This window comes from Salmonella sp. K21076, assembly GCF_039650795.1.
In the GTDB taxonomy this organism is placed as follows: Bacteria; Pseudomonadota; Gammaproteobacteria; order Enterobacterales; family Enterobacteriaceae; genus Salmonella; species Salmonella enterica.
Genome location: NZ_JBCLYA010000008.1, coordinates 1 through 21,157, shown reverse-complemented (window position 1 = coordinate 21,157; position 21,157 = coordinate 1). Strand labels below are relative to the sequence as shown.

Sequence of the window (21,157 nt, the reverse complement as noted above, 5' to 3'; positions counted from 1 at the left end):
TGCGAAGGCATCGCCATCAGGCAAAACATTATTCGTCGTGTGTGATGATCGCCGGGATGGTGTCATCTTTACGCAGCGTCAGAATTTCACAGCCGTTTTCCGTTACCACAATAGTATGCTCGTACTGAGCAGACAAGCTGCGGTCTTTGGTTTTTACCGTCCAGCCGTCTTTCATGGTGCGGATACGGTAATCCCCGGCATTCAGCATCGGTTCAATGGTAAAGGTCATGCCAGGCTGCAACACGACGCCACCATCGTCTGCATCATAATGCAGCACCTGCGGTTCTTCATGGAAGCCGCGACCAATACCGTGTCCGCAGTATTCACGTACCACGGAGAAACCTTCGCCTTCGGCATATTTCTGGATGGCGGCGCCAATGGTGCGCAGGCGGATGCCCGGTTTCACCATTTTGATGCCCAGATACAGGCTCTCTTGCGTGACGCGGCACAGACGCTCGCCCAGAATAGTCGGTTTGCCGACGATAAACATCTTTGAGGTATCGCCGTGGAATTCATCTTTAATCACGGTCACGTCGATGTTGACGATATCACCATCTTTCAGATGTTTAGCGTCATCCGGAATGCCGTGGCACACCACTTCATTAATAGAGATACAGACGGATTTCGGATAGCCGTGGTAGCCGAGGCAGGCGGAGATCGCGTGTTGTTCGTTAACGATGTAATCGTTACAGATACGGTCCAGTTCGCCGGTGGTGACGCCCGGTTTGATATACGGTTCGATCATTTCCAGCACTTCGGCTGCCAGACGGCCCGCGACGCGCATTTTTTCGATGTCTTCAGATGTCTTGATAGAGATAGCCATGAATTCTGTCCATCAGTGCCGATGATTTCGGCAATAATTGTGTAAGTGCTGACAATGGTATCAGTCAGGGGTGTACCCTGCCAAATTGAGAATCATTCTGAACTTCGCCTTTCGTGCCACAGGTGCGTTGGCGACATTTTTTCACCCCAGTCACTTACTGGCCGTAAGCTCCCGGGGATGCAAAAATTTGCCGCCTGCCTGTAACACGAAATTCATCGTTCAATTCAGCACTGAGTGCCAACAATTATTGGTGTCGGTGGCGTATTTGTGGTATAAAGCGTGCCGGACTTCCGATCCATTCGAAGACTACACACGATGGACGGGAGCGACAAATCTCACTTTGTGTAACAACACACACGTATCGGCACATATTCCGGGGTGCCCTTTGGGGTCGGTAATATGGGATACGTGGAGGCATAACCCCAACTTATCTATAGAGGTTTTAAATCATGGCAACTGTTTCCATGCGCGACATGCTCAAGGCTGGTGTTCACTTTGGTCACCAGACCCGTTACTGGAACCCGAAAATGAAGCCTTTCATCTTCGGCGCGCGTAACAAAGTTCACATCATCAACCTTGAGAAAACTGTACCGATGTTCAACGAAGCTCTGGCTGAACTGAACAAGATCTCTGCTCGTAAAGGTAAAATCCTTTTCGTTGGTACTAAACGCGCTGCAAGCGAAGCGGTGAAAGAAGCTGCTAACAGCTGCGACCAGTTCTTCGTGAACCATCGCTGGCTGGGCGGTATGCTGACTAACTGGAAAACAGTTCGTCAGTCCATCAAACGTCTGAAAGACCTGGAAACTCAGTCTCAGGACGGTACTTTCGAAAAGCTGACCAAGAAAGAAGCGCTGATGCGTACTCGTGAGCTTGAGAAACTGGAAAACAGCCTGGGCGGTATCAAAGACATGGGCGGTCTGCCGGACGCTCTGTTCGTTATCGATGCTGACCACGAGCACATTGCTATCAAAGAAGCGAACAACCTGGGTATCCCGGTATTTGCTATCGTTGATACCAACTCTGATCCGGACGGCGTTGACTTCGTTATCCCGGGTAACGATGACGCAATCCGTGCTGTTAGCCTGTACCTGGGCGCTGTCGCTGCAACCGTTCGTGAAGGCCGTTCTCAGGATCTGGCTTCCCAGGCGGAAGAAAGCTTCGTAGAAGCCGAGTAATAAGGCTTGATAACTCCCTAAAATAGTTCGAGTTGCAGGAAGGCGGCAAGCTCGAGAATTCCCGGGCGCTTACATCAGTAAGTGTCCGGGATGAGCGAGTGAAGGCAACGCGCCTGCGGCTCGAAATATGAAGGGGAGAGCCCTTATAGACCAGGTAGTATCACGTTTGGTTAGGGGGCCTGTATATGGCCCCCTTTTTCACTTTTATATCTGTGCGGTTTGATGCCGGGCAGATCAAATCTTTCGAGGATTTTAGAATGGCTGAAATTACCGCATCCCTGGTAAAAGAGCTGCGTGAGCGTACCGGCGCAGGCATGATGGATTGCAAAAAAGCGCTGACTGAAGCGAATGGCGACATTGAGCTGGCAATCGAAAACATGCGTAAGTCCGGCGCTATCAAAGCGGCGAAAAAAGCAGGCAACGTGGCTGCTGACGGCGTAATCAAAACCAAAATCGACGGTAACGTCGCTTTCATTCTGGAAGTTAACTGCCAGACTGACTTCGTGGCTAAAGATGCTGGCTTCCAAGCATTTGCTGACAAAGTGCTGGACGCCGCTGTTGCTGGCAAAATCACTGACGTAGAAGTCCTGAAAGCGCAGTTCGAAGAAGAGCGCGTTGCTCTGGTTGCGAAAATCGGCGAGAACATCAACATTCGTCGCGTCGCTTCCCTGGAAGGCGACGTGCTGGGTTCTTACCAGCACGGTGCGCGCATCGGCGTTCTGGTTGCCGCTAAAGGCGCTGACGAAGAGCTGGTTAAGCAGCTGGCGATGCACGTTGCGGCAAGCAAGCCGGAATTCGTTAAGCCGGAAGACGTGTCTGCTGACGTGGTAGAGAAAGAGTACCAGGTACAGCTGGACATCGCGATGCAGTCCGGTAAGCCGAAAGAAATCGCAGAGAAAATGGTTGAAGGCCGCATGAAGAAATTCACCGGCGAAGTTTCTCTGACTGGTCAGCCTTTCGTCATGGAACCGAGCAAATCTGTTGGCCAACTGCTGAAAGAGCACAACGCTGACGTGACTGGCTTCATCCGCTTTGAAGTGGGCGAAGGCATTGAGAAAGTCGAGACTGACTTTGCAGCAGAAGTTGCTGCGATGTCTAAGCAGTCCTGATTTTCCTGAGGAGCCGCCTGAGGGCGGCTTCTTTTTGCGCCTCTCTTGTAAAATCAGCCGACGCCTGGCGTCTGCGCTGAAATGCGACGTACAATGTCGCCGGAATTAACTCATATCAATCGTTGACAGTCTCAGGAAAGAAACATGGCTACCAATGCAAAACCCGTCTATAAACGCATTCTGCTTAAATTAAGCGGCGAAGCTCTGCAGGGTACGGAAGGCTTCGGTATTGATGCAAGCATACTGGATCGTATGGCTCAGGAAATCAAAGAACTGGTTGAACTGGGTATTCAGGTTGGTGTGGTGATTGGCGGTGGTAACCTGTTCCGTGGCGCGGGTCTGGCAAAAGCGGGGATGAACCGCGTTGTGGGCGACCACATGGGCATGTTGGCCACCGTCATGAACGGCCTGGCAATGCGTGATGCGCTTCACCGCGCCTATGTGAACGCCCGCCTGATGTCGGCAATTCCTTTAAACGGCGTGTGCGACAACTACAGTTGGGCCGAGGCTATTAGCCTGCTGCGTAATAACCGTGTTGTGATTCTGTCTGCAGGTACGGGTAACCCGTTCTTCACTACCGACTCTGCGGCCTGTCTGCGCGGGATCGAAATTGAAGCGGATGTCGTACTGAAAGCGACCAAAGTGGATGGTGTATTCACTGCCGATCCGGCAAAAGATCCTTCCGCGACCATGTACGATCAGCTGACCTACAGCGAAGTGCTGGATAAAGAGCTGAAAGTGATGGATCTGGCGGCGTTCACGCTGGCTCGTGACCACAAACTGCCGATTCGTGTTTTCAACATGAACAAACCGGGCGCGCTGCGTCGTGTGGTGATGGGCGAAAAAGAAGGGACGTTAATCACGGAATAATTCCCGTGAGCGCCAAATACGGGTAAGATTCTGTTCTATTGACGGGTCTTATTACCTGGCAGAAATTAAACGAGACTATACTTAGCACATCTTTATATTGTGTGACCGTCTGGTCTGACTGAGACTAGTTTTCAAGGATTCGTAACGTGATTAGCGATATCAGAAAAGATGCTGAAGTACGCATGGAAAAATGCGTTGAAGCGTTCAAAACCCAAATCAGCAAAGTGCGCACGGGTCGTGCTTCTCCCAGCCTGCTGGATGGTATTGTCGTAGAATACTATGGCACTCCGACCCCGCTGCGCCAGTTGGCAAGCGTAACGGTAGAAGACTCCCGTACCTTAAAAATTAACGTGTTTGACCGTTCTATGGGGCCAGCCGTTGAAAAAGCGATCATGGCGTCAGACCTCGGTTTGAATCCAAGCTCTGCGGGCACCGATATTCGCGTTCCGCTGCCGCCGCTGACCGAAGAACGTCGTAAAGATCTGACGAAAATTGTCCGTGGAGAAGCGGAGCAGGCGCGTGTCGCCGTACGTAACGTCCGCCGTGATGCGAACGATAAAGTAAAAGCTCTGCTGAAAGATAAAGCGATCAGTGAAGATGACGATCGTCGCTCTCAGGAAGAAGTACAGAAAATGACCGACGCGGCAATTAAGAAAGTGGATGCGGCGTTGGCAGATAAAGAAGCAGAACTGATGCAGTTCTGATTGATCTGTACGCAGATATAAACTCATTCCACCGCTAAACCTGGCGGATGAGTGGTGTACAAAGCGCCGCGCAGAAGACATTATCAGGTCTCCTGTGCGGCGTTTTGCTTTTTATTCCGTTTCAACACTTCTGGACGTTTCATGAAGCAATTAACCATTCTGGGCTCGACCGGCTCTATTGGTTGCAGCACACTGGACGTGGTGCACCATAATCCTGATAGCTTTCGCGTTATCGCGCTGGTGGCGGGTAAAAATGTCGCCCGCATGGCGGAGCAGTGCCTGGAGTTCTCGCCGCGTTATGCCGTGATGGACGATACGTCGAGCGCAGAACAGCTCAAAATAATGCTTCAGCAGCATGGCAGCCGCACCGAGGTTCTGAGCGGTCAGCAGGCTGCCTGTGAGATGGCGGCGCTTGATGAGGTTGGGCATGTGATGGCGGCCATTGTGGGCGCGGCTGGTTTACTGCCGACCTTGGCGGCGATCCGCGCAGGGAAGACGATTCTGCTGGCGAATAAAGAATCGCTGGTGACCTGCGGGCGGCTGTTTATGGACGAAGTGAAACGCAGCAACGCCCGGCTTTTACCCGTCGATAGCGAACATAACGCGATTTTTCAGAGTTTGCCGCAATCTATTCAGCATAATCTGGGATACGCTGACCTTGAGCAAAATGGCGTAACGTCGATTTTGCTTACCGGGTCTGGTGGCCCGTTTCGTGAAACGCCCATGTGCGATCTGGCAGCGATGACGCCGGATCAGGCATGTCGTCATCCGAACTGGTCGATGGGGCGAAAAATCTCCGTCGACTCCGCCACCATGATGAATAAAGGTCTGGAATACATTGAAGCGCGTTGGTTATTTAATGCCAGCGCACGTCAGATGGAAGTGTTGATCCATCCGCAATCGGTCATTCATTCGATGGTGCGTTATCAGGACGGCAGCGTCCTGGCGCAGCTTGGAGAACCTGACATGCGTACGCCTATTGCGCATACGATGGCATGGCCGAATCGCGTCACGTCCGGCGCGCAGCCGCTCGATTTTTGCAAACTCAGCGCGCTGACGTTTAGCGCGCCAGATTATCAGCGTTATCCTTGCCTGAAGCTGGCGATGGAGGCGTTTGAGCAAGGTCAGGCGGCAACGACGGCGCTCAATGCGGCAAACGAAATCACCGTTGCCGCGTTTCTGGCGCAACAGATTCGTTTTACCGATATCGCCGGGCTCAATTTAGCGGTGCTGGAGAGGATGGATTTACACGAACCGGCAAGCGTTGATGACGTATTGCAGGTTGACGCCATCGCGCGTGAAGTAGCCAGAAAACAAGTGATACGGCTCTCACGCTGACGATTATCCCGCGACAGAAGATCGTGCTATTTGTTAGCGTTGGGCTTCGGTGATATAGTCTGCGCCACCTGATCGCAGGTTTTTGGCTTTTTTCGGTCAGGTTAGCCGTGGTTTTACACGGCTTTTTTGTGGATACACAAAATCATTCAGGACGCATCGGGACGGCAGGCGGATACGTTCCCGGCGTGCGCAGACAGCGCACGACAGGGGCGATGACGCGCAGTCATTCGCGAAGCGAACCGAAGAGAATGTGTATAAAGGCTTCAGTATTCCTGAGTACCGCTAAATCCTTTCAGGGACAAAAAACGCGTTATGTTGTCTGCAACTCAACCAGTAAGCGAAAATTTGCCAGCACATGGCTGCCGTCATGTTGCCATAATTATGGATGGCAATGGCCGCTGGGCGAAAAAGCAAGGGAAGATCCGGGCCTTTGGGCATAAAGCCGGGGCGAAGTCCGTCCGGCGAGCGGTCTCTTTTGCTGCCAATAACGGTATTGATGCGTTAACGCTGTATGCCTTTAGTAGTGAAAACTGGAACCGACCAGCGCAGGAAGTGAGCGCGTTAATGGAGCTGTTTGTGTGGGCGCTGGATAGCGAAGTCAAAAGCCTGCACCGCCATAACGTTCGCCTGCGTATTATCGGCGATATCAGCCGATTTAACTCACGTTTACAAGAACGTATTCGCAAATCAGAAGCGCTTACCGCCCATAATACGGGGCTAACGTTGAATATCGCTGCGAATTACGGCGGACGTTGGGATATTGTCCAGGGAGTCCGACAACTGGCGGAGCTGGTGCAGGCTGGAGTGCTGCGCCCCGATCAGATTGATGAAGAGAGACTAGGCCAGCAAATCTGTATGCATGAGCTGGCGCCTGTGGATTTAGTAATTAGGACTGGGGGAGAGCATCGCATTAGTAACTTTTTGCTTTGGCAAATTGCCTATGCCGAACTTTACTTTACGGATGTTCTCTGGCCCGATTTCGATGAACAAGACTTTGAAGGTGCGCTGCATGCCTTTGCTAATCGAGAGCGTCGTTTCGGCGGTACCGAGCCTGGTGATGACAAAGCCTGATGGGGGTCGCTTTTGCTGAAGTATCGCCTGATTTCTGCTTTTGTGTTAATACCCGCGGTCATCGCTGCGCTTTTTTTATTGCCGCCGGTGGGGTTCGCCATTATTACGCTGGTTGTCTGTATGCTGGCCGCGTGGGAATGGGGGCAGTTAAGCGGTTTCGCCGCGCGTTCACAGCGGGTTTGGCTGGCGGTGCTGTGTGGTCTGTTATTGGCGCTGATGTTATTTTTGTTGCCTGAGTATCATCACAACATTCGTCAACCGCTGGTTGAGATGTCGCTTTGGGCATCGTTAGGATGGTGGGTTGTCGCGCTACTGCTGGTGCTATTTTATCCCGGTTCGGCGGCAATCTGGCGCAACTCAAAAACATTGCGTCTCATTTTCGGTTTGTTAACTATTGTGCCATTTTTCTGGGGCATGCTGGCGCTGCGCGCCTGGCACTATGACGAGAATCATTACAGTGGCGCAATATGGTTACTCTATGTCATGATCCTGGTCTGGGGAGCGGACTCTGGCGCGTATATGTTTGGTAAATTGTTTGGCAAACATAAGCTGGCGCCGAAGGTTTCCCCGGGTAAAACCTGGCAAGGGTTTATCGGCGGGCTTGCTACGGCTGCCGTGATCTCATGGGGTTACGGTATGTGGGCGAATCTGAATGTTGCGCCTGTTATCTTGCTGATTTGCTCTGTGGTGGCGGCTCTGGCTTCTGTACTGGGCGACCTCACCGAGAGTATGTTTAAGCGCGAAGCAGGAATTAAGGATAGCGGCCACTTGATCCCAGGCCATGGCGGCATTCTGGACCGAATTGACAGTCTGACGGCTGCCGTACCGGTCTTTGCTTGCCTGTTGTTACTGGTGTTCAGGACGCTCTAACGGAAGGTTTTATGCTGAGTATTCTCTGGAATCTGGCTGCATTCATCATCGCACTGGGCGTGCTGATCACTGTGCATGAATTTGGTCATTTCTGGGTTGCCCGGCGCTGCGGTGTGCGAGTTGAGCGCTTTTCCATCGGTTTTGGCAAAGCGCTCTGGCGTCGTACCGATCGGTACGGCACCGAGTATGTCATCGCCCTGATCCCGCTGGGCGGCTACGTCAAAATGCTGGATGAGCGCGCCGAACCGGTAGCGCCGGAATTGCGTCGTCACGCCTTCAATAACAAAACGGTGGGCCAGCGCGCCGCAATTATTGCCGCAGGTCCGGTTGCGAACTTCATTTTTGCTATCTTTGCTTACTGGCTGGTCTTTATCATCGGCGTCCCTGGCGTTCGTCCGGTCATTGGCGAAATAACGCCCAACTCGATTGCTGCGCAGGCGCAAATTGCGCCTGGTACGGAACTTAAAGCCGTTGATGGTATCGAAACCCCTGATTGGGATGCCGTGCGTTTACAACTGGTGTCCAAAATTGGCGATCAGCAGACGACGGTGAGCGTCGCGCCGTTTGGCAGCGACCAGCGGCAGGACAAAACGCTTGATTTACGTCACTGGGCATTTGAGCCTGATAAGCAAGATCCTGTATCTTCTTTAGGGATTCGGCCCCGCGGGCCACAGATTGAACCGGTACTGTCAGAAGTGCAGGCGAATTCCGCAGCCAGTAAAGCGGGTTTGCAAGCAGGCGACAGGATCGTTAAAGTCGATGGTCAGCCGTTAACGCAGTGGATGAAATTCGTGACGTTTGTACGTGATAATCCCGGTAAGCCGTTAGCGTTAGAGATTGAAAGGCAGGGGAGCGCCTTGTCGTTGACGTTAACGCCGGATACGAAATCGGTTAACGGAAAGGCGGAAGGGTTTGCAGGCGTGGTGCCTAAAATTATTCCTCTGCCGGAAGAGTACAAGACTATACGCCAGTATGGGCCTTTTAGCGCCATCCTCGAAGCCACGGATAAGACGTGGCAGTTGATGAAGCTGACGGTCAATATGCTGGGTAAATTGATAACCGGTGATGTGAAACTGAACAACCTCAGTGGGCCGATTTCTATCGCTCAGGGGGCTGGGATGTCAGCGGAGTTCGGGGTGATTTATTACCTGATGTTCCTTGCGCTAATCAGCGTGAACTTAGGGATAATTAACCTGTTTCCGCTGCCCGTTCTTGACGGGGGTCATCTGCTGTTCCTGGCGATTGAAAAGCTTAAGGGCGGGCCGGTATCCGAGCGGGTTCAAGACTTTAGTTATCGCATTGGCTCGATTTTGCTGGTGTTGTTAATGGGGCTTGCACTTTTCAATGATTTCTCTCGGTTGTAAGAGAGTTAGTTAGGAAGAACGCATAATAACGATGGCGATGAAAAAGTTGCTCATAGCGTCGCTGCTGTTCAGCAGCGCCACCGTATACGGTGCTGAAGGGTTCGTAGTGAAGGACATTCATTTCGAAGGCCTGCAGCGAGTCGCCGTTGGTGCGGCTCTCCTCAGTATGCCGGTGCGCACAGGCGACACGGTTAATGATGAAGATATCAGTAACACCATTCGCGCTCTGTTCGCCACCGGCAACTTTGAGGACGTCCGCGTCCTGCGCGATGGTAATACCCTTCTGGTTCAGGTAAAAGAACGTCCGACCATTGCCAGCATCACTTTCTCCGGGAACAAGTCGGTGAAAGATGACATGCTCAAGCAAAACCTCGAAGCGTCTGGCGTACGTGTTGGCGAGTCTCTGGATCGCACCACGCTGTCTGATATCGAAAAAGGTCTGGAAGACTTTTACTATAGCGTAGGTAAATACAGCGCCAGCGTTAAGGCGGTCGTCACGCCGCTACCGCGCAACCGTGTTGATCTTAAACTGGTGTTCCAGGAGGGCGTATCGGCGAAGATCCAACAGATCAACATCGTCGGTAACCATGCCTTTAGCACCGAAGAACTCATTTCTCATTTCCAGTTGCGTGACGAAGTGCCGTGGTGGAACGTCGTCGGCGATCGTAAATACCAGAAACAGAAGCTGGCGGGCGACCTTGAAACCTTGCGCAGCTACTATCTGGATCGCGGCTACGCGCGTTTCAATATTGACTCCACGCAAGTGAGTCTGACGCCGGATAAGAAAGGGATCTACATCACCGTCAATATCACCGAAGGCGATCAGTACAAGCTTTCCGGGGTTCAGGTGAGCGGTAACCTGGCCGGACATTCCGCTGAAATTGAGAAACTGACGAAAATTGAACCGGGCGAGCTCTATAACGGCACCAAAGTGACCAAAATGGAAGATGACATCAAAAAGCTTCTGGGTCGCTATGGTTACGCCTATCCGCGCGTGCAGTCACAGCCTGAAATTAACGATGCTGACAAAACCGTAAAACTGCGCGTGAACGTCGATGCGGGCAACCGTTTCTACGTGCGTAAGATCCGCTTTGAAGGCAACGATACCTCAAAAGATTCCGTTCTGCGCCGTGAAATGCGCCAGATGGAAGGGGCGTGGCTGGGCAGCGACCTGGTTGACCAGGGGAAAGAGCGTCTGAACCGTCTCGGCTTCTTTGAAACCGTCGACACCGACACGCAGCGCGTTCCGGGGAGCCCGGATCAGGTTGATGTGGTGTACAAGGTGAAAGAGCGTAACACCGGTAGCTTCAACTTCGGTATCGGTTACGGTACAGAAAGCGGCGTGAGCTTCCAGGCCGGCGTTCAGCAGGACAACTGGTTAGGTACCGGTTATTCCGTGGGGATTAACGGTACCAAAAATGACTACCAGACCTACAGCGAACTGTCCGTTACTAACCCATACTTTACCGTTGACGGCGTGAGCCTCGGTGGTCGTATCTTCTATAACGACTTTGAAGCGGATGATGCCGACCTGTCCGACTATACCAACAAGAGTTACGGTACGGATGTGACGCTTGGCTTCCCCATCAACGAGTACAACACGTTGCGTGCTGGTCTGGGCTATGTCCATAACAAACTGTCCAACATGCAGCCGCAGATCGCGATGGATCGTTATCTTGAATCGATGGGCGACCCTGATGCCAGCGATTTTGCCGCTGACGACTTCACCTTTAACTACGGCTGGACCTATAACAAGCTTGACCGTGGTTATTTCCCGACGGACGGCTCGCGAGTCAACCTGACGGGTAAGGTGACGATTCCAGGTTCCGACAACGAATACTACAAAGTGTCGCTGGATACCGCGACCTATGTGCCTATTGATAACGACCACAAGTGGGTGGTTCTGGGGCGTACTCGTTGGGGTTACGGCGATGGTTTAGGCGGCAAGGAAATGCCGTTCTATGAGAACTTCTATGCCGGTGGTTCCAGTACCGTGCGTGGTTTCCAGTCGAATACTATCGGCCCGAAAGCGGTCTATAAAAATGGCGCCCACACTAGTTGGGACGATGATGATGATTACGAAGACTGTACTCAGGAATCAGGCTGTAAATCAGATGATGCGGTAGGTGGTAATGCCATGGCTGTCGCCAGCCTGGAATTTATTACCCCGACGCCGTTCATCAGCGAAAAGTATGCCAACTCGGTTCGTACCTCCTTCTTCTGGGATATGGGTACCGTTTGGGATACGAACTGGGATCCGTCATCTGCGCCGTCAGATGTACCGGATTACAGCGATCCAGGCAACATCCGTATGTCCGCGGGTATCGCATTACAATGGATGTCCCCATTGGGGCCGTTGGTCTTCTCCTACGCCCAGCCGTTTAAAAAGTACGATGGAGACAAAGCCGAGCAGTTCCAGTTTAACATTGGTAAAACCTGGTAATTGTTCACTGCAAAGGAATGCATTGGTAGTGTAGCGATGACTTTTGGCGATGCCCCCAGGGATCGCCAGGCCACGCAAAGAGCTGTACCTTCGGGTGCAAATGGGATGGTAAGGAGTTTATTGTGAAAAAGTGGTTATTAGCTGCAGGTCTTGGTTTGGCGATGGTTACGTCCGCACAGGCTGCTGACAAAATTGCAATCGTCAACATGGGTAATCTGTTCCAACAGGTTGCGCAGAAGACGGGTGTATCCAATACACTGGAAAACGAATTTAAAGGCCGTGCGGCTGAACTGCAAAAAATGGAAACCGATCTGCAATCTAAAATGCAGCGTCTGCAATCCATGAAAGCAGGTAGCGATCGTACTAAGCTGGAAAAAGACGTGATGTCTCAGCGCCAGACTTTCGCACAAAAAGCGCAGGCTTTTGAGAAAGATCGCGCTCGTCGTTCCAACGAAGAACGCAACAAACTGGTGACTCGTATCCAGACTGCGGTGAAAAAAGTGGCTAACGACCAGAGTATCGATCTGGTGGTAGACGCAAACACCGTTGCTTACAACAGCAGCGATGTGAAAGACATCACCGCTGACGTACTGAAACAGGTTAAATAAGTAATGCCTTCAATTCGACTGGCTGACTTAGCAGAACAGTTGGATGCAGAATTACACGGTGATGGCGATATCGTCATCACCGGCGTTGCGTCCATGCAATCTGCAACAACAGGCCACATTACGTTTATGGTAAATCCTAAGTACCGTGAACACTTAGGTTTATGCCAGGCTTCTGCGGTTGTCATGACGCAGGACGATCTTCCTTTTGCCAAGAGCGCGGCGCTGGTAGTTAAAAATCCCTACCTGACCTACGCGCGCATGGCGCAAATTTTAGATACTACGCCGCAACCCGCGCAGAATATCGCGCCAAGCGCCGTGATTGATGCGACGGCAACGCTGGGTAGCAATGTTTCAGTCGGCGCGAATGCGGTGATTGAATCTGGCGTACAACTGGGCGATAACGTGGTTATCGGCGCAGGCTGTTTCGTCGGAAAAAATAGCAAAATCGGGGCGGGTTCACGCTTGTGGGCGAACGTAACGATTTACCACGACATTCAGATCGGTGAGAATTGCCTGATCCAGTCCAGTACGGTGATCGGCGCGGACGGTTTTGGCTACGCTAACGATCGTGGCAACTGGGTGAAGATCCCACAACTGGGCCGGGTCATTATTGGCGATCGTGTCGAGATCGGCGCTTGTACCACCATTGACCGTGGCGCGTTGGATGATACTGTTATTGGCAATGGCGTGATTATTGATAATCAGTGCCAGATTGCACATAACGTCGTGATTGGCGACAATACGGCAGTTGCCGGTGGCGTCATTATGGCGGGTAGCCTGAAGATTGGCCGTTACTGCATGATTGGCGGCGCCAGCGTGATCAATGGGCATATGGAAATATGCGACAAAGTCACGGTAACTGGCATGGGTATGGTGATGCGTCCCATCACGGAACCGGGCGTCTACTCCTCAGGCATTCCGCTGCAACCCAACAAAGTATGGCGTAAAACTGCTGCACTGGTGATGAACATTGATGATATGAGCAAGCGTCTCAAAGCGATTGAGCGCAAGGTTAATCAACAAGACTAACGTTCCGCCTTGTAGTTGCCATTCTTTTCCGGCCTGTCACATTCATACGATTGCGGCAGGCCGTGTTATTATTGCCTTTTTGTATATTTGGACAGGAAGAGTATTTTGACTACTAACACTCATACTCTGCAGATTGAAGAGATTTTAGAGCTTCTGCCGCACCGTTTTCCGTTTTTACTGGTCGATCGCGTGCTGGACTTTGAAGAAGGTCGTTTTCTGCGTGCGGTGAAAAATGTCTCCGTCAACGAGCCGTTTTTCCAGGGGCATTTCCCGGGCAAACCGATTTTGCCAGGCGTGCTGATTCTGGAAGCGATGGCGCAGGCAACCGGTATTCTGGCGTTTAAAAGCGTTGGTAAACTGGAACCTGGCGAACTGTATTATTTCGCGGGTATTGATGAAGCGCGCTTTAAGCGTCCGGTGGTGCCAGGCGATCAGATGATCATGGAAGTCACTTTCGAGAAAACGCGCCGTGGCCTGACCCGCTTTAAAGGGGTTGCGCTGGTCGACGGTAAAGTTGTGTGCGAAGCAACCATGATGTGTGCTCGTAGCCGGGAGGCCTGATTCGTGATTGATAAATCCGTCTTTATTCATCCTACCGCCATTGTGGAAGACGGCGCTGTAATTGGCGCTAATGCCCACATTGGTCCCTTTTGTATTGTTGGGCCGCAGGTCGAAATTGGTGAGGGAACCGTACTGAAGTCTCATGTGGTCGTAAATGGTCAAACCAAAATCGGCCGCGACAACGAGATTTATCAGTTTGCCTCCATCGGTGAAGTGAACCAGGATCTGAAATATGCGGGTGAGCCAACCCGTGTGGAAATTGGCGATCGTAACCGCATCCGCGAAAGCGTCACCATTCATCGTGGTACAGTGCAGGGCGGTGGGTTGACGAAGGTGGGTAGCGATAACCTGCTGATGATCAATGCGCATGTCGCACATGATTGTACGGTAGGTAATCGCTGTATCCTCGCCAACAACGCCACGCTGGCGGGGCACGTATCAGTCGATGATTTTGCGATCATCGGCGGTATGACGGCAGTTCATCAATTCTGCATTATCGGTGCGCATGTGATGGTCGGCGGCTGCTCCGGCGTGGCGCAGGATGTCCCTCCGTATGTGATTGCGCAGGGTAACCATGCGACGCCGTTCGGGGTAAATATCGAAGGGCTGAAGCGTCGCGGCTTTAGCCGTGAAGGGCTGGTGGCGATTCGTAATGCCTACAAACTGTTGTACCGCAGTGGTAAAACGCTCGACGAAGCGAAGCTGGAAATCGCTGAACTTGCTGAAAAGCATCCGGAAGTGAAGGCGTTTACCGAGTTCTTTGAGCGTTCAACGCGCGGTCCGATTCGTTAATGGCGGCACAGCGTCCTTTAACGATTGCCCTGGTCGCCGGTGAAACGTCCGGCGATATTCTTGGCGCAGGCTTAATTCGTGCGCTGAAAGCGCGCGTACCCAACGCCCGTTTTGTGGGCGTTGCGGGGCCGCGTATGCAGGCCGAAGGGTGTGAAGCCTGGTACGAGATGGAAGAGCTGGCGGTCATGGGCATTGTTGAAGTGCTCGGACGTTTACGCCGTTTGTTGCATATCCGCGCCGATCTGACCCGCCGTTTTACCGAACTCAAGCCCGATGTCTTTGTCGGGATTGATGCCCCTGATTTCAATATTACCCTCGAAGGTAATCTGAAAAAACAAGGGATTAAGACCATTCATTATGTCAGCCCGTCCGTTTGGGCCTGGCGACAGAAACGCGTTTTCAAAATAGGCAGATCCACCCATATGGTGTTGGCTTTTCTGCCTTTCGAAAAAGCGTTTTACGATAAATTTAACGTCCCGTGCCGCTTTATCGGTCACACCATGGCGGATGCCATGCCGCTGGACCCGGATAAAAATGCGGCGCGCGACGTGCTGGGTATCCCGCATGACGCCCATTGTCTGGCGCTACTGCCAGGCAGCCGTGGCGCGGAAGTGGAAATGCTCAGCGCCGACTTCCTGAAAACCGCACAATTGCTGCGACAGCGCTATCCCGATCTGGAAGTGGTAGTGCCGCTGGTGAACGCGAAACGCCGCGAGCAGTTTGAAAAAATTAAAGCGGAGGTTGCGCCGGATCTCGCCGTTCATTTGCTGGACGGCATGGCGCGCGAGGCGATGATCGCCAGCGACGCGGCGTTGCTGGCCTCAGGCACGGCGGCACTGGAGTGTATGCTGGCAAAATGCCCGATGGTAGTGGGGTATCGTATGAAGCCCTTCACTTTCTGGCTGGCGAAACGTCTGGTGAAAACGGAGTATGTGTCTTTGCCTAACCTGCTGGCGGGAAGAGAATTAGTCAAAGAGCTGTTGCAGGAAGAGTGCGAACCGCAAAAACTCGCCGAAGCGCTGTTGCCGCTACTGGCGAACGGTAAAACCAGCCATGCGATGCACGACACCTTCCGTGAATTGCATCAGCAGATCCGCTGTAATGCCGATGAGCAGGCGGCAGATGCCGTCCTGGAGTTAGCACAATGATCGAATTTGTTTATCCACACACCCATTTAGTGGCGGGTGTGGATGAAGTGGGCCGTGGCCCGCTGGTGGGCGCCGTAGTGACCGCCGCCGTGATCCTCGATCCGGCGCGTCCGATCGTCGGTCTGAATGATTCCAAAAAATTGTCTGAAAAGCGTCGTCTGTCATTGTATGACGAGATTAAAGAAAAGGCGTTAAGCTGGAGTCTGGGACGCGCGGAAGCGCATGAAATTGATGAGCTGAATATTTTGCACGCCACCATGCTCGCCATGCAGCGCGCTGTCGCTGGTCTGCATATTGCGCCAGAATATGTGCTGATCGACGGCAATCGCTGTCCGGAGCTGCCTGTGCCGTCAATGGCCGTGGTGAAAGGCGACAGCCGCGTGGCGGAGATTAGCGCGGCGTCTATTCTGGCGAAAGTCACCCGCGACGCAGAAATGGCGGCGCTGGATATCGTTTTTCCTCAGTATGGCTTTGCGCAGCACAAAGGCTATCCAACCGCTTTTCATCTGGAAAAGTTGGCCCAGTATGGCGCGACGGCGCACCACCGACGCAGTTTTGCGCCTGTTAAACGCGCTCTGGGACTTGTGTCCTGATTCTTGTATCGAGAAATCTGAAGATGTCTGAACCACGTTTCGTTCACCTGCGGGTGCACAGCGACTACTCTATGATCGATGGGCTGGCGAAGACCGGGCCGCTGGTGAAAAAGGCGGCCTCATTAGGTATGCCTGCGCTGGCGATCACCGATTTTACCAACCTCTGCGGTCTGGTGAAGTTCTACGGAGCGGGTCATGGCGCGGGCATTAAACCCATCGTCGGGGCGGACTTTAACGTTCACAACGAACTGCTGGGAGATGAGCTGACTCATCTGACGGTACTGGCGGCGAATAATACGGGATACCAGAACCTGACGTTGCTGATCTCGAAAGCGTATCAGCGCGGCTACGGCGCGGCAGGCCCGATTATCGAGCGCGACTGGCTGGTAGAGCTTAAAGAAGGTTTGATCCTGCTTTCCGGCGGGCGCATGGGCGACGTAGGCCGCTGTCTGCTACGCGGCAACCAGGCGCTGGTGGAGGAGTGCGTTGCTTTCTATGAAGCGCATTTTCCCGATCGCTACTTCCTGGAACTGATCCGTACCGGCAGACAGGATGAAGAGACCTATCTCCATGCTGCGGTTGAGCTGGCTGAGGCACGTGGTTTGCCGGTTGTCGCGACAAACGATGTCCGTTTCCTTGAAAGCGATGATTTTGACGCCCATGAGATTCGTGTCGCGATTCACGACGGTTTCACGCTCGACGATCCTAAACGTCCACGCAATTATTCACCGCAGCAGTATATGCGCAGTGAAGAAGAAATGTGCGAGCTGTTCTCCGATATTCCGGAGGCGCTGGAAAATACGGTGGAGATTGCCAAACGCTGCAACGTAACGGTGCGTCTGGGTGAATATTTCCTGCCGCAGTTCCCGACCGGCGATATGACCACCGAAGATTATCTGGTCAAAAAATCGAAAGAGGGGCTGGAAGAGCGTCTGGCTTTCCTGTTTCCGGACGAAGAAGAGCGCAAAAAGCGTCGCCCGGAATATGACGAGCGTCTGGATATTGAACTACAGGTTATCAACCAGATGGGGTTCCCTGGCTACTTCCTCATCGTGATGGAGTTTATCCAGTGGTCAAAAGATAACGGCGTGCCGGTAGGGCCGGGACGTGGTTCCGGGGCCGGTTCGCTGGTGGCCTACGCGCTGAAAATTACCGACCTTGATCCGCTGGAATTTGACCTGCTGTTCGAACGTTTCCTGAACCCGGAACGTGTCTCGATGCCTGACTTCGACGTTGACTTCTGTATGGAGAAACGCGACCAGGTGATTGAGCACGTCGCAGACATGTACGGGCGTGATGCGGTATCGCAGATTATCACCTTCGGTACGATGGCGGCGAAAGCCGTTATCCGCGATGTGGGCCGCGTGCTGGGGCATCCGTACGGTTTTGTCGATCGTATCTCGAAGCTGGTGCCGCCCGATCCGGGCATGACGCTGGCAAAAGCCTTTGAAGCGGAACCGCAACTACCGGAAATTTACGAGGCGGATGAAGAGGTCAGAGCGCTGATCGATATGGCGCGTAAGCTCGAAGGCGTCACGCGTAACGCCGGTAAGCACGCTGGCGGCGTGGTCATCGCGCCGACCAAAATTACCGACTTTGCGCCGCTGTACTGCGATGAAGAGGGCAAGCATCCGGTTACCCAGTTTGATAAAAGCGACGTGGAATATGCCGGGCTGGTGAAGTTCGACTTCCTCGGTTTGCGTACGCTGACTATCATCAACTGGGCGCTGGAGATGATCAACAAGCGGCGGGCGAAGAATGGCGAGCCACCGCTGGATATCGCCGCCATTCCGCTGGACGATAAAAAAAGCTTCGACATGCTGCAACGCTCGGAAACCACGGCGGTCTTCCAGCTTGAATCGCGCGGTATGAAAGACCTGATCAAGCGTCTGCAACCTGACTGCTTTGAAGATATGATCGCGCTGGTGGCCCTGTTCCGTCCCGGCCCGTTGCAGTCAGGGATGGTAGATAACTTTATCGATCGTAAGCACGGTCGTGAAGAACTCTCTTACCCGGACGTTCAGTGGCAGCATGAAAGCCTGAAGCCGGTACTGGAGCCGACCTACGGCATCATTCTGTATCAGGAACAGGTGATGCAGATTGCCCAGGTACTTTCCGGGTATACTCTCGGTGGCGCGGATATGCTGCGTCGTGCGATGGGTAAGAAAAAGCCGGAGGAGATGGCCAAACAGCGTTCCGTTTTTGAAGAGGGCGCGAAAAAGAACGGTATCGACGGCGAACTGGCGATGAAAATCTTTGACCTGGTGGAGAAATTCGCCGGTTACGGGTTTAACAAATCGCACTCCGCCGCTTATGCGCTGGTTTCTTATCAGACGCTATGGCTAAAGGCGCACTATCCGGCTGAATTTATGGCGGCGGTGATGACTGCCGATATGGACAACACCGAGAAGGTCGTCGGCCTGGTAGACGAGTGCTGGCGGATGGGACTGAAAATTCTGCCGCCGGATATTAACTCCGGATTGTACCATTTCCACGTTAATGATGAGGGCGAGATCGTCTACGGCATCGGCGCGATCAAAGGCGTCGGCGAAGGGCCGATCGAAGCGATCATCGACGCGCGTAATCAGGGCGGCTATTTCCGCGAACTGTTTGATCTGTGCGCGCGGACCGACACCAAAAAGCTCAACCGCCGGGTGCTGGAAAAGCTGATCATGTCCGGGGCGTTCGACCGCCTGGGGCCGCACCGCGCCGCGCTGATGAACTCATTGGGCGATGCGCTGAAAGCCGCCGACCAGCACGCCAAAGCGGAAGCTATCGGTCAGGCGGATATGTTCGGCGTACTGGCGGAAGAGCCGGAGCAAATCGAACAATCCTATGCCAGCTGCCAGCCGTGGCCGGAGCAGGTGGTGTTAGATGGGGAACGTGAAACGTTGGGGCTGTACCTGACGGGCCACCCTATCAATCAGTATTTAAAAGAAATTGAGCGCTATGTCGGCGGGGTAAGGCTCAAAGACATGCATCCGACAGAACGTGGTAAAGTCACCACGGCTGCGGGGCTCGTGATTGCCGCAAGGGTTATGGTCACCAAGCGCGGCAATCGTATCGGCATCTGTACGCTGGATGACCGTTCCGGGCGTCTGGAAGTGATGTTATTTACCGACGCGCTGGATAAATACCAGCAGTTGCTGGAAAAAGACCGCATACTTATCGTCAGCGGACAGGTCAGCTTTGATGACTTCAGCGGGGGGCTTAAAATGACCGCCCGCGAAGTGATGGATATTGACGAAGCTCGCGAAAAATACGCTCGCGGGCTTGCTATCTCGCTGACGGACAGGCAAATTGATGACCAGCTTTTAAACCGACTCCGTCAGTCTCTGGAACCCCACCGCTCGGGGACCATTCCAGTACATCTCTACTATCAGAGGGCGGATGCGCGTGCGCGGCTGCGTTTTGGCGCAACGTGGCGTGTCTCTCCGAGCGATCGTTTACTTAACGATCTGCGTGGCCTCATTGGTTCGGAGCAGGTGGAACTGGAGTTTGACTAATACAGGAATACTATGAGTCTGAATTTCCTTGATTTTGAACAGCCGATAGCAGAGCTGGAAGCGAAAATCGATTCTCTGACTGCGGTAAGCCGCCAGGATGAGAAACTGGATATTAATATCGATGAAGAAGTCCATCGCCTGCGCGAAAAAAGCGTAGAACTGACGCGCAAAATCTTCGCCGATCTCGGCGCATGGCAGGTAGCCCAACTGGCGCGCCATCCGCAGCGTCCGTACACCTTGGATTATGTCCGTCTGGCGTTTGATGAGTTTGATGAGCTGGCGGGCGATCGCGCCTATGCTGATGACAAAGCCATCGTCGGCGGTATCGCGCGTCTGGAAGGGCGACCGGTGATGATCATTGGTCATCAGAAAGGTCGTGAAACCAAAGAAAAAATTCGTCGTAACTTTGGCATGCCAGCGCCGGAAGGCTACCGCAAAGCGCTGCGCCTGATGGAAATGGCTGAACGCTTCAACATGCCGATTATCACCTTCATCGACACCCCGGGCGCTTACCCTGGCGTGGGCGCGGAAGAGCGTGGTCAGTCTGAAGCTATCGCCCGCAACCTGCGTGAGATGTCTCGTCTGAACGTACCGGTCATCTGCACCGTGATTGGCGAAGGCGGCTCCGGCGGCGCATTGGCGATTGGCGTGGGTGATAAAGTGAATATGCTGCAATACAGCACCTATTCCGTTATCTCCCCGGAAGGTTGCGCCTCTATTTTGTGGAAGAGCGCCGACAAAGCGCCATTGGCTGCTGAAGCGATGGGCATCATCGCGCCGCGTCTGAAAGAGCTGAAGCTAATCGATTCCATCATTCCGGAGCCGCTGGGCGGCGCGCACCGTAATCCGGAAGCGATGGCGGCGTCGCTAAAAGCGCAGCTGCTGGAAGATTTAGCCGATCTCGATGTGTTAAGCACCGATGATTTAAAAAACCGTCGTTACCAGCGTTTGATGAGCTACGGTTACGCCTAATCATTTACCTCATTTCTCCCAGGAGGCCGGATAATCCGGCCTCTTTTTTGTCTATGGAAAACCCCAGCTAGGCTGGGGGTTCCGGAAAGCTTTCAGCTTTAAGCCAGTTATTAAAACCCCTTTTGATTTGTTAAAACATCTTGCGGTCTGGCAACTGCAAAAGTTCAACAAGAAATCAAAA

General features: G+C 53.1%; 18 protein-coding genes. 17 read left to right on the top strand and 1 reads right to left on the bottom strand.

Going from position 1 to position 21,157, the window contains the following annotated elements; genetic code table 11:
- Positions 1-28: 28 nt before the first annotated feature.
- Entirely contained in the window at positions 29-823 is a 795-nt protein-coding gene (gene map / locus AAYN39_RS03495; protein ID WP_001018214.1) for a type I methionyl aminopeptidase, read from the bottom strand.
- Between the two features lie 449 nt (positions 824-1,272).
- Here map and rpsB point away from each other — a divergent pair, with 449 nt between their 5' ends.
- The 17 genes from rpsB (at position 1,273) to accA (ending at position 20,976) form a co-directional block, all read left to right on the top strand.
- A complete protein-coding gene (gene rpsB, locus AAYN39_RS03490; RefSeq protein WP_000246886.1) occupies positions 1,273-1,998 on the top strand; it encodes a 30S ribosomal protein S2 in 726 nt (241 codons plus the stop codon).
- Positions 1,999-2,255: 257 nt separating this feature from the next.
- Entirely contained in the window at positions 2,256-3,107 is an 852-nt protein-coding gene (gene tsf / locus AAYN39_RS03485; protein WP_000808106.1) for a translation elongation factor Ts, read from the top strand.
- A gap of 144 nt (positions 3,108-3,251) precedes the next feature.
- Positions 3,252-3,977: a UMP kinase gene (pyrH, locus tag AAYN39_RS03480; RefSeq protein ID WP_000224567.1), complete on the top strand. Its 726-nt coding sequence runs from the start codon at positions 3,252-3,254 to the stop codon at positions 3,975-3,977.
- 146 nt (positions 3,978-4,123) lie between these two features.
- A complete protein-coding gene (frr, locus tag AAYN39_RS03475) occupies positions 4,124-4,681 on the top strand; it encodes a ribosome recycling factor (protein ID WP_000622423.1) in 558 nt (185 codons plus the stop codon).
- A 141-nt stretch (positions 4,682-4,822) separates the two neighbouring features.
- Positions 4,823-6,019, top strand: coding sequence for a 1-deoxy-D-xylulose-5-phosphate reductoisomerase (ispC, locus tag AAYN39_RS03470; protein WP_000811892.1), 1,197 nt, complete (start codon positions 4,823-4,825; stop codon positions 6,017-6,019).
- A 312-nt stretch (positions 6,020-6,331) separates the two neighbouring features.
- Positions 6,332-7,090, top strand: a complete 759-nt coding sequence (gene ispU, locus AAYN39_RS03465; protein ID WP_000947409.1) for a (2E,6E)-farnesyl-diphosphate-specific ditrans,polycis-undecaprenyl-diphosphate synthase — start codon at positions 6,332-6,334, stop codon at positions 7,088-7,090.
- Positions 7,091-7,102: 12 nt separating this feature from the next.
- The gene (gene cdsA / locus AAYN39_RS03460) at positions 7,103-7,960 is read left to right on the top strand and encodes a phosphatidate cytidylyltransferase (RefSeq protein WP_000922422.1); all 858 of its coding nucleotides are present in this window, start codon (positions 7,103-7,105) and stop codon (positions 7,958-7,960) included.
- 11 nt (positions 7,961-7,971) lie between these two features.
- Complete coding sequence (gene rseP / locus AAYN39_RS03455; RefSeq protein ID WP_000949016.1) at positions 7,972-9,324, top strand: sigma E protease regulator RseP; 1,353 nt, start codon at positions 7,972-7,974, stop codon at positions 9,322-9,324.
- Between the two features lie 31 nt (positions 9,325-9,355).
- Positions 9,356-11,767: an outer membrane protein assembly factor BamA gene (gene bamA, locus AAYN39_RS03450; protein WP_001240921.1), complete on the top strand. Its 2,412-nt coding sequence runs from the start codon at positions 9,356-9,358 to the stop codon at positions 11,765-11,767.
- A 122-nt stretch (positions 11,768-11,889) separates the two neighbouring features.
- Positions 11,890-12,375, top strand: a complete 486-nt coding sequence (gene skp, locus AAYN39_RS03445; RefSeq protein WP_000758966.1) for a molecular chaperone Skp — start codon at positions 11,890-11,892, stop codon at positions 12,373-12,375.
- Positions 12,376-12,378: 3 nt separating this feature from the next.
- The gene (gene lpxD, locus AAYN39_RS03440) at positions 12,379-13,404 is read left to right on the top strand and encodes a UDP-3-O-(3-hydroxymyristoyl)glucosamine N-acyltransferase (RefSeq protein WP_001139265.1); all 1,026 of its coding nucleotides are present in this window, start codon (positions 12,379-12,381) and stop codon (positions 13,402-13,404) included.
- A 105-nt stretch (positions 13,405-13,509) separates the two neighbouring features.
- Positions 13,510-13,965 carry a 3-hydroxyacyl-ACP dehydratase FabZ gene (fabZ, locus tag AAYN39_RS03435; RefSeq protein WP_000210741.1) on the top strand — a complete coding sequence of 152 codons (456 nt, stop codon included), beginning with the start codon at positions 13,510-13,512 and terminating at the stop codon, positions 13,963-13,965.
- A 3-nt stretch (positions 13,966-13,968) separates the two neighbouring features.
- Entirely contained in the window at positions 13,969-14,757 is a 789-nt protein-coding gene (lpxA, locus tag AAYN39_RS03430) for an acyl-ACP--UDP-N-acetylglucosamine O-acyltransferase (protein WP_000566033.1), read from the top strand.
- The gene (gene lpxB / locus AAYN39_RS03425; RefSeq protein WP_000741216.1) at positions 14,757-15,905 is read left to right on the top strand and encodes a lipid-A-disaccharide synthase; all 1,149 of its coding nucleotides are present in this window, start codon (positions 14,757-14,759) and stop codon (positions 15,903-15,905) included. Before lpxA ends, lpxB begins: the two co-directional genes overlap by 1 nt.
- Entirely contained in the window at positions 15,902-16,498 is a 597-nt protein-coding gene (rnhB, locus tag AAYN39_RS03420) for a ribonuclease HII (RefSeq protein WP_000569412.1), read from the top strand. Before lpxB ends, rnhB begins: the two co-directional genes overlap by 4 nt.
- A 23-nt stretch (positions 16,499-16,521) precedes the next feature.
- Positions 16,522-20,004 carry a DNA polymerase III subunit alpha gene (gene dnaE, locus AAYN39_RS03415; protein WP_001294828.1) on the top strand — a complete coding sequence of 1,161 codons (3,483 nt, stop codon included), beginning with the start codon at positions 16,522-16,524 and terminating at the stop codon, positions 20,002-20,004.
- A gap of 12 nt (positions 20,005-20,016) precedes the next feature.
- On the top strand, positions 20,017-20,976 hold the full coding sequence (accA, locus tag AAYN39_RS03410; protein WP_000055753.1) for an acetyl-CoA carboxylase carboxyl transferase subunit alpha: 960 nt from the start codon (positions 20,017-20,019) through the stop codon (positions 20,974-20,976).
- The last annotated feature ends 181 nt before the right edge of the window (positions 20,977-21,157 follow it).

Coding starts and splice junctions, on each gene's coding strand:
- map (WP_001018214.1), bottom strand. CDS start 823: ATGGCTATCTCTATCAAGACATCTGAAGACATCGAAAAAATGCGCGTC.
- rpsB (WP_000246886.1), top strand. CDS start 1,273: ATGGCAACTGTTTCCATGCGCGACATGCTCAAGGCTGGTGTTCACTTT.
- tsf (WP_000808106.1), top strand. CDS start 2,256: ATGGCTGAAATTACCGCATCCCTGGTAAAAGAGCTGCGTGAGCGTACC.
- pyrH (WP_000224567.1), top strand. CDS start 3,252: ATGGCTACCAATGCAAAACCCGTCTATAAACGCATTCTGCTTAAATTA.
- ispC (WP_000811892.1), top strand. CDS start 4,823: ATGAAGCAATTAACCATTCTGGGCTCGACCGGCTCTATTGGTTGCAGC.
- ispU (WP_000947409.1), top strand. CDS start 6,332: ATGTTGTCTGCAACTCAACCAGTAAGCGAAAATTTGCCAGCACATGGC.
- rseP (WP_000949016.1), top strand. CDS start 7,972: ATGCTGAGTATTCTCTGGAATCTGGCTGCATTCATCATCGCACTGGGC.
- bamA (WP_001240921.1), top strand. CDS start 9,356: ATGGCGATGAAAAAGTTGCTCATAGCGTCGCTGCTGTTCAGCAGCGCC.
- lpxD (WP_001139265.1), top strand. CDS start 12,379: ATGCCTTCAATTCGACTGGCTGACTTAGCAGAACAGTTGGATGCAGAA.
- lpxB (WP_000741216.1), top strand. CDS start 14,757: ATGGCGGCACAGCGTCCTTTAACGATTGCCCTGGTCGCCGGTGAAACG.
- rnhB (WP_000569412.1), top strand. CDS start 15,902: ATGATCGAATTTGTTTATCCACACACCCATTTAGTGGCGGGTGTGGAT.
- dnaE (WP_001294828.1), top strand. CDS start 16,522: ATGTCTGAACCACGTTTCGTTCACCTGCGGGTGCACAGCGACTACTCT.
- accA (WP_000055753.1), top strand. CDS start 20,017: ATGAGTCTGAATTTCCTTGATTTTGAACAGCCGATAGCAGAGCTGGAA.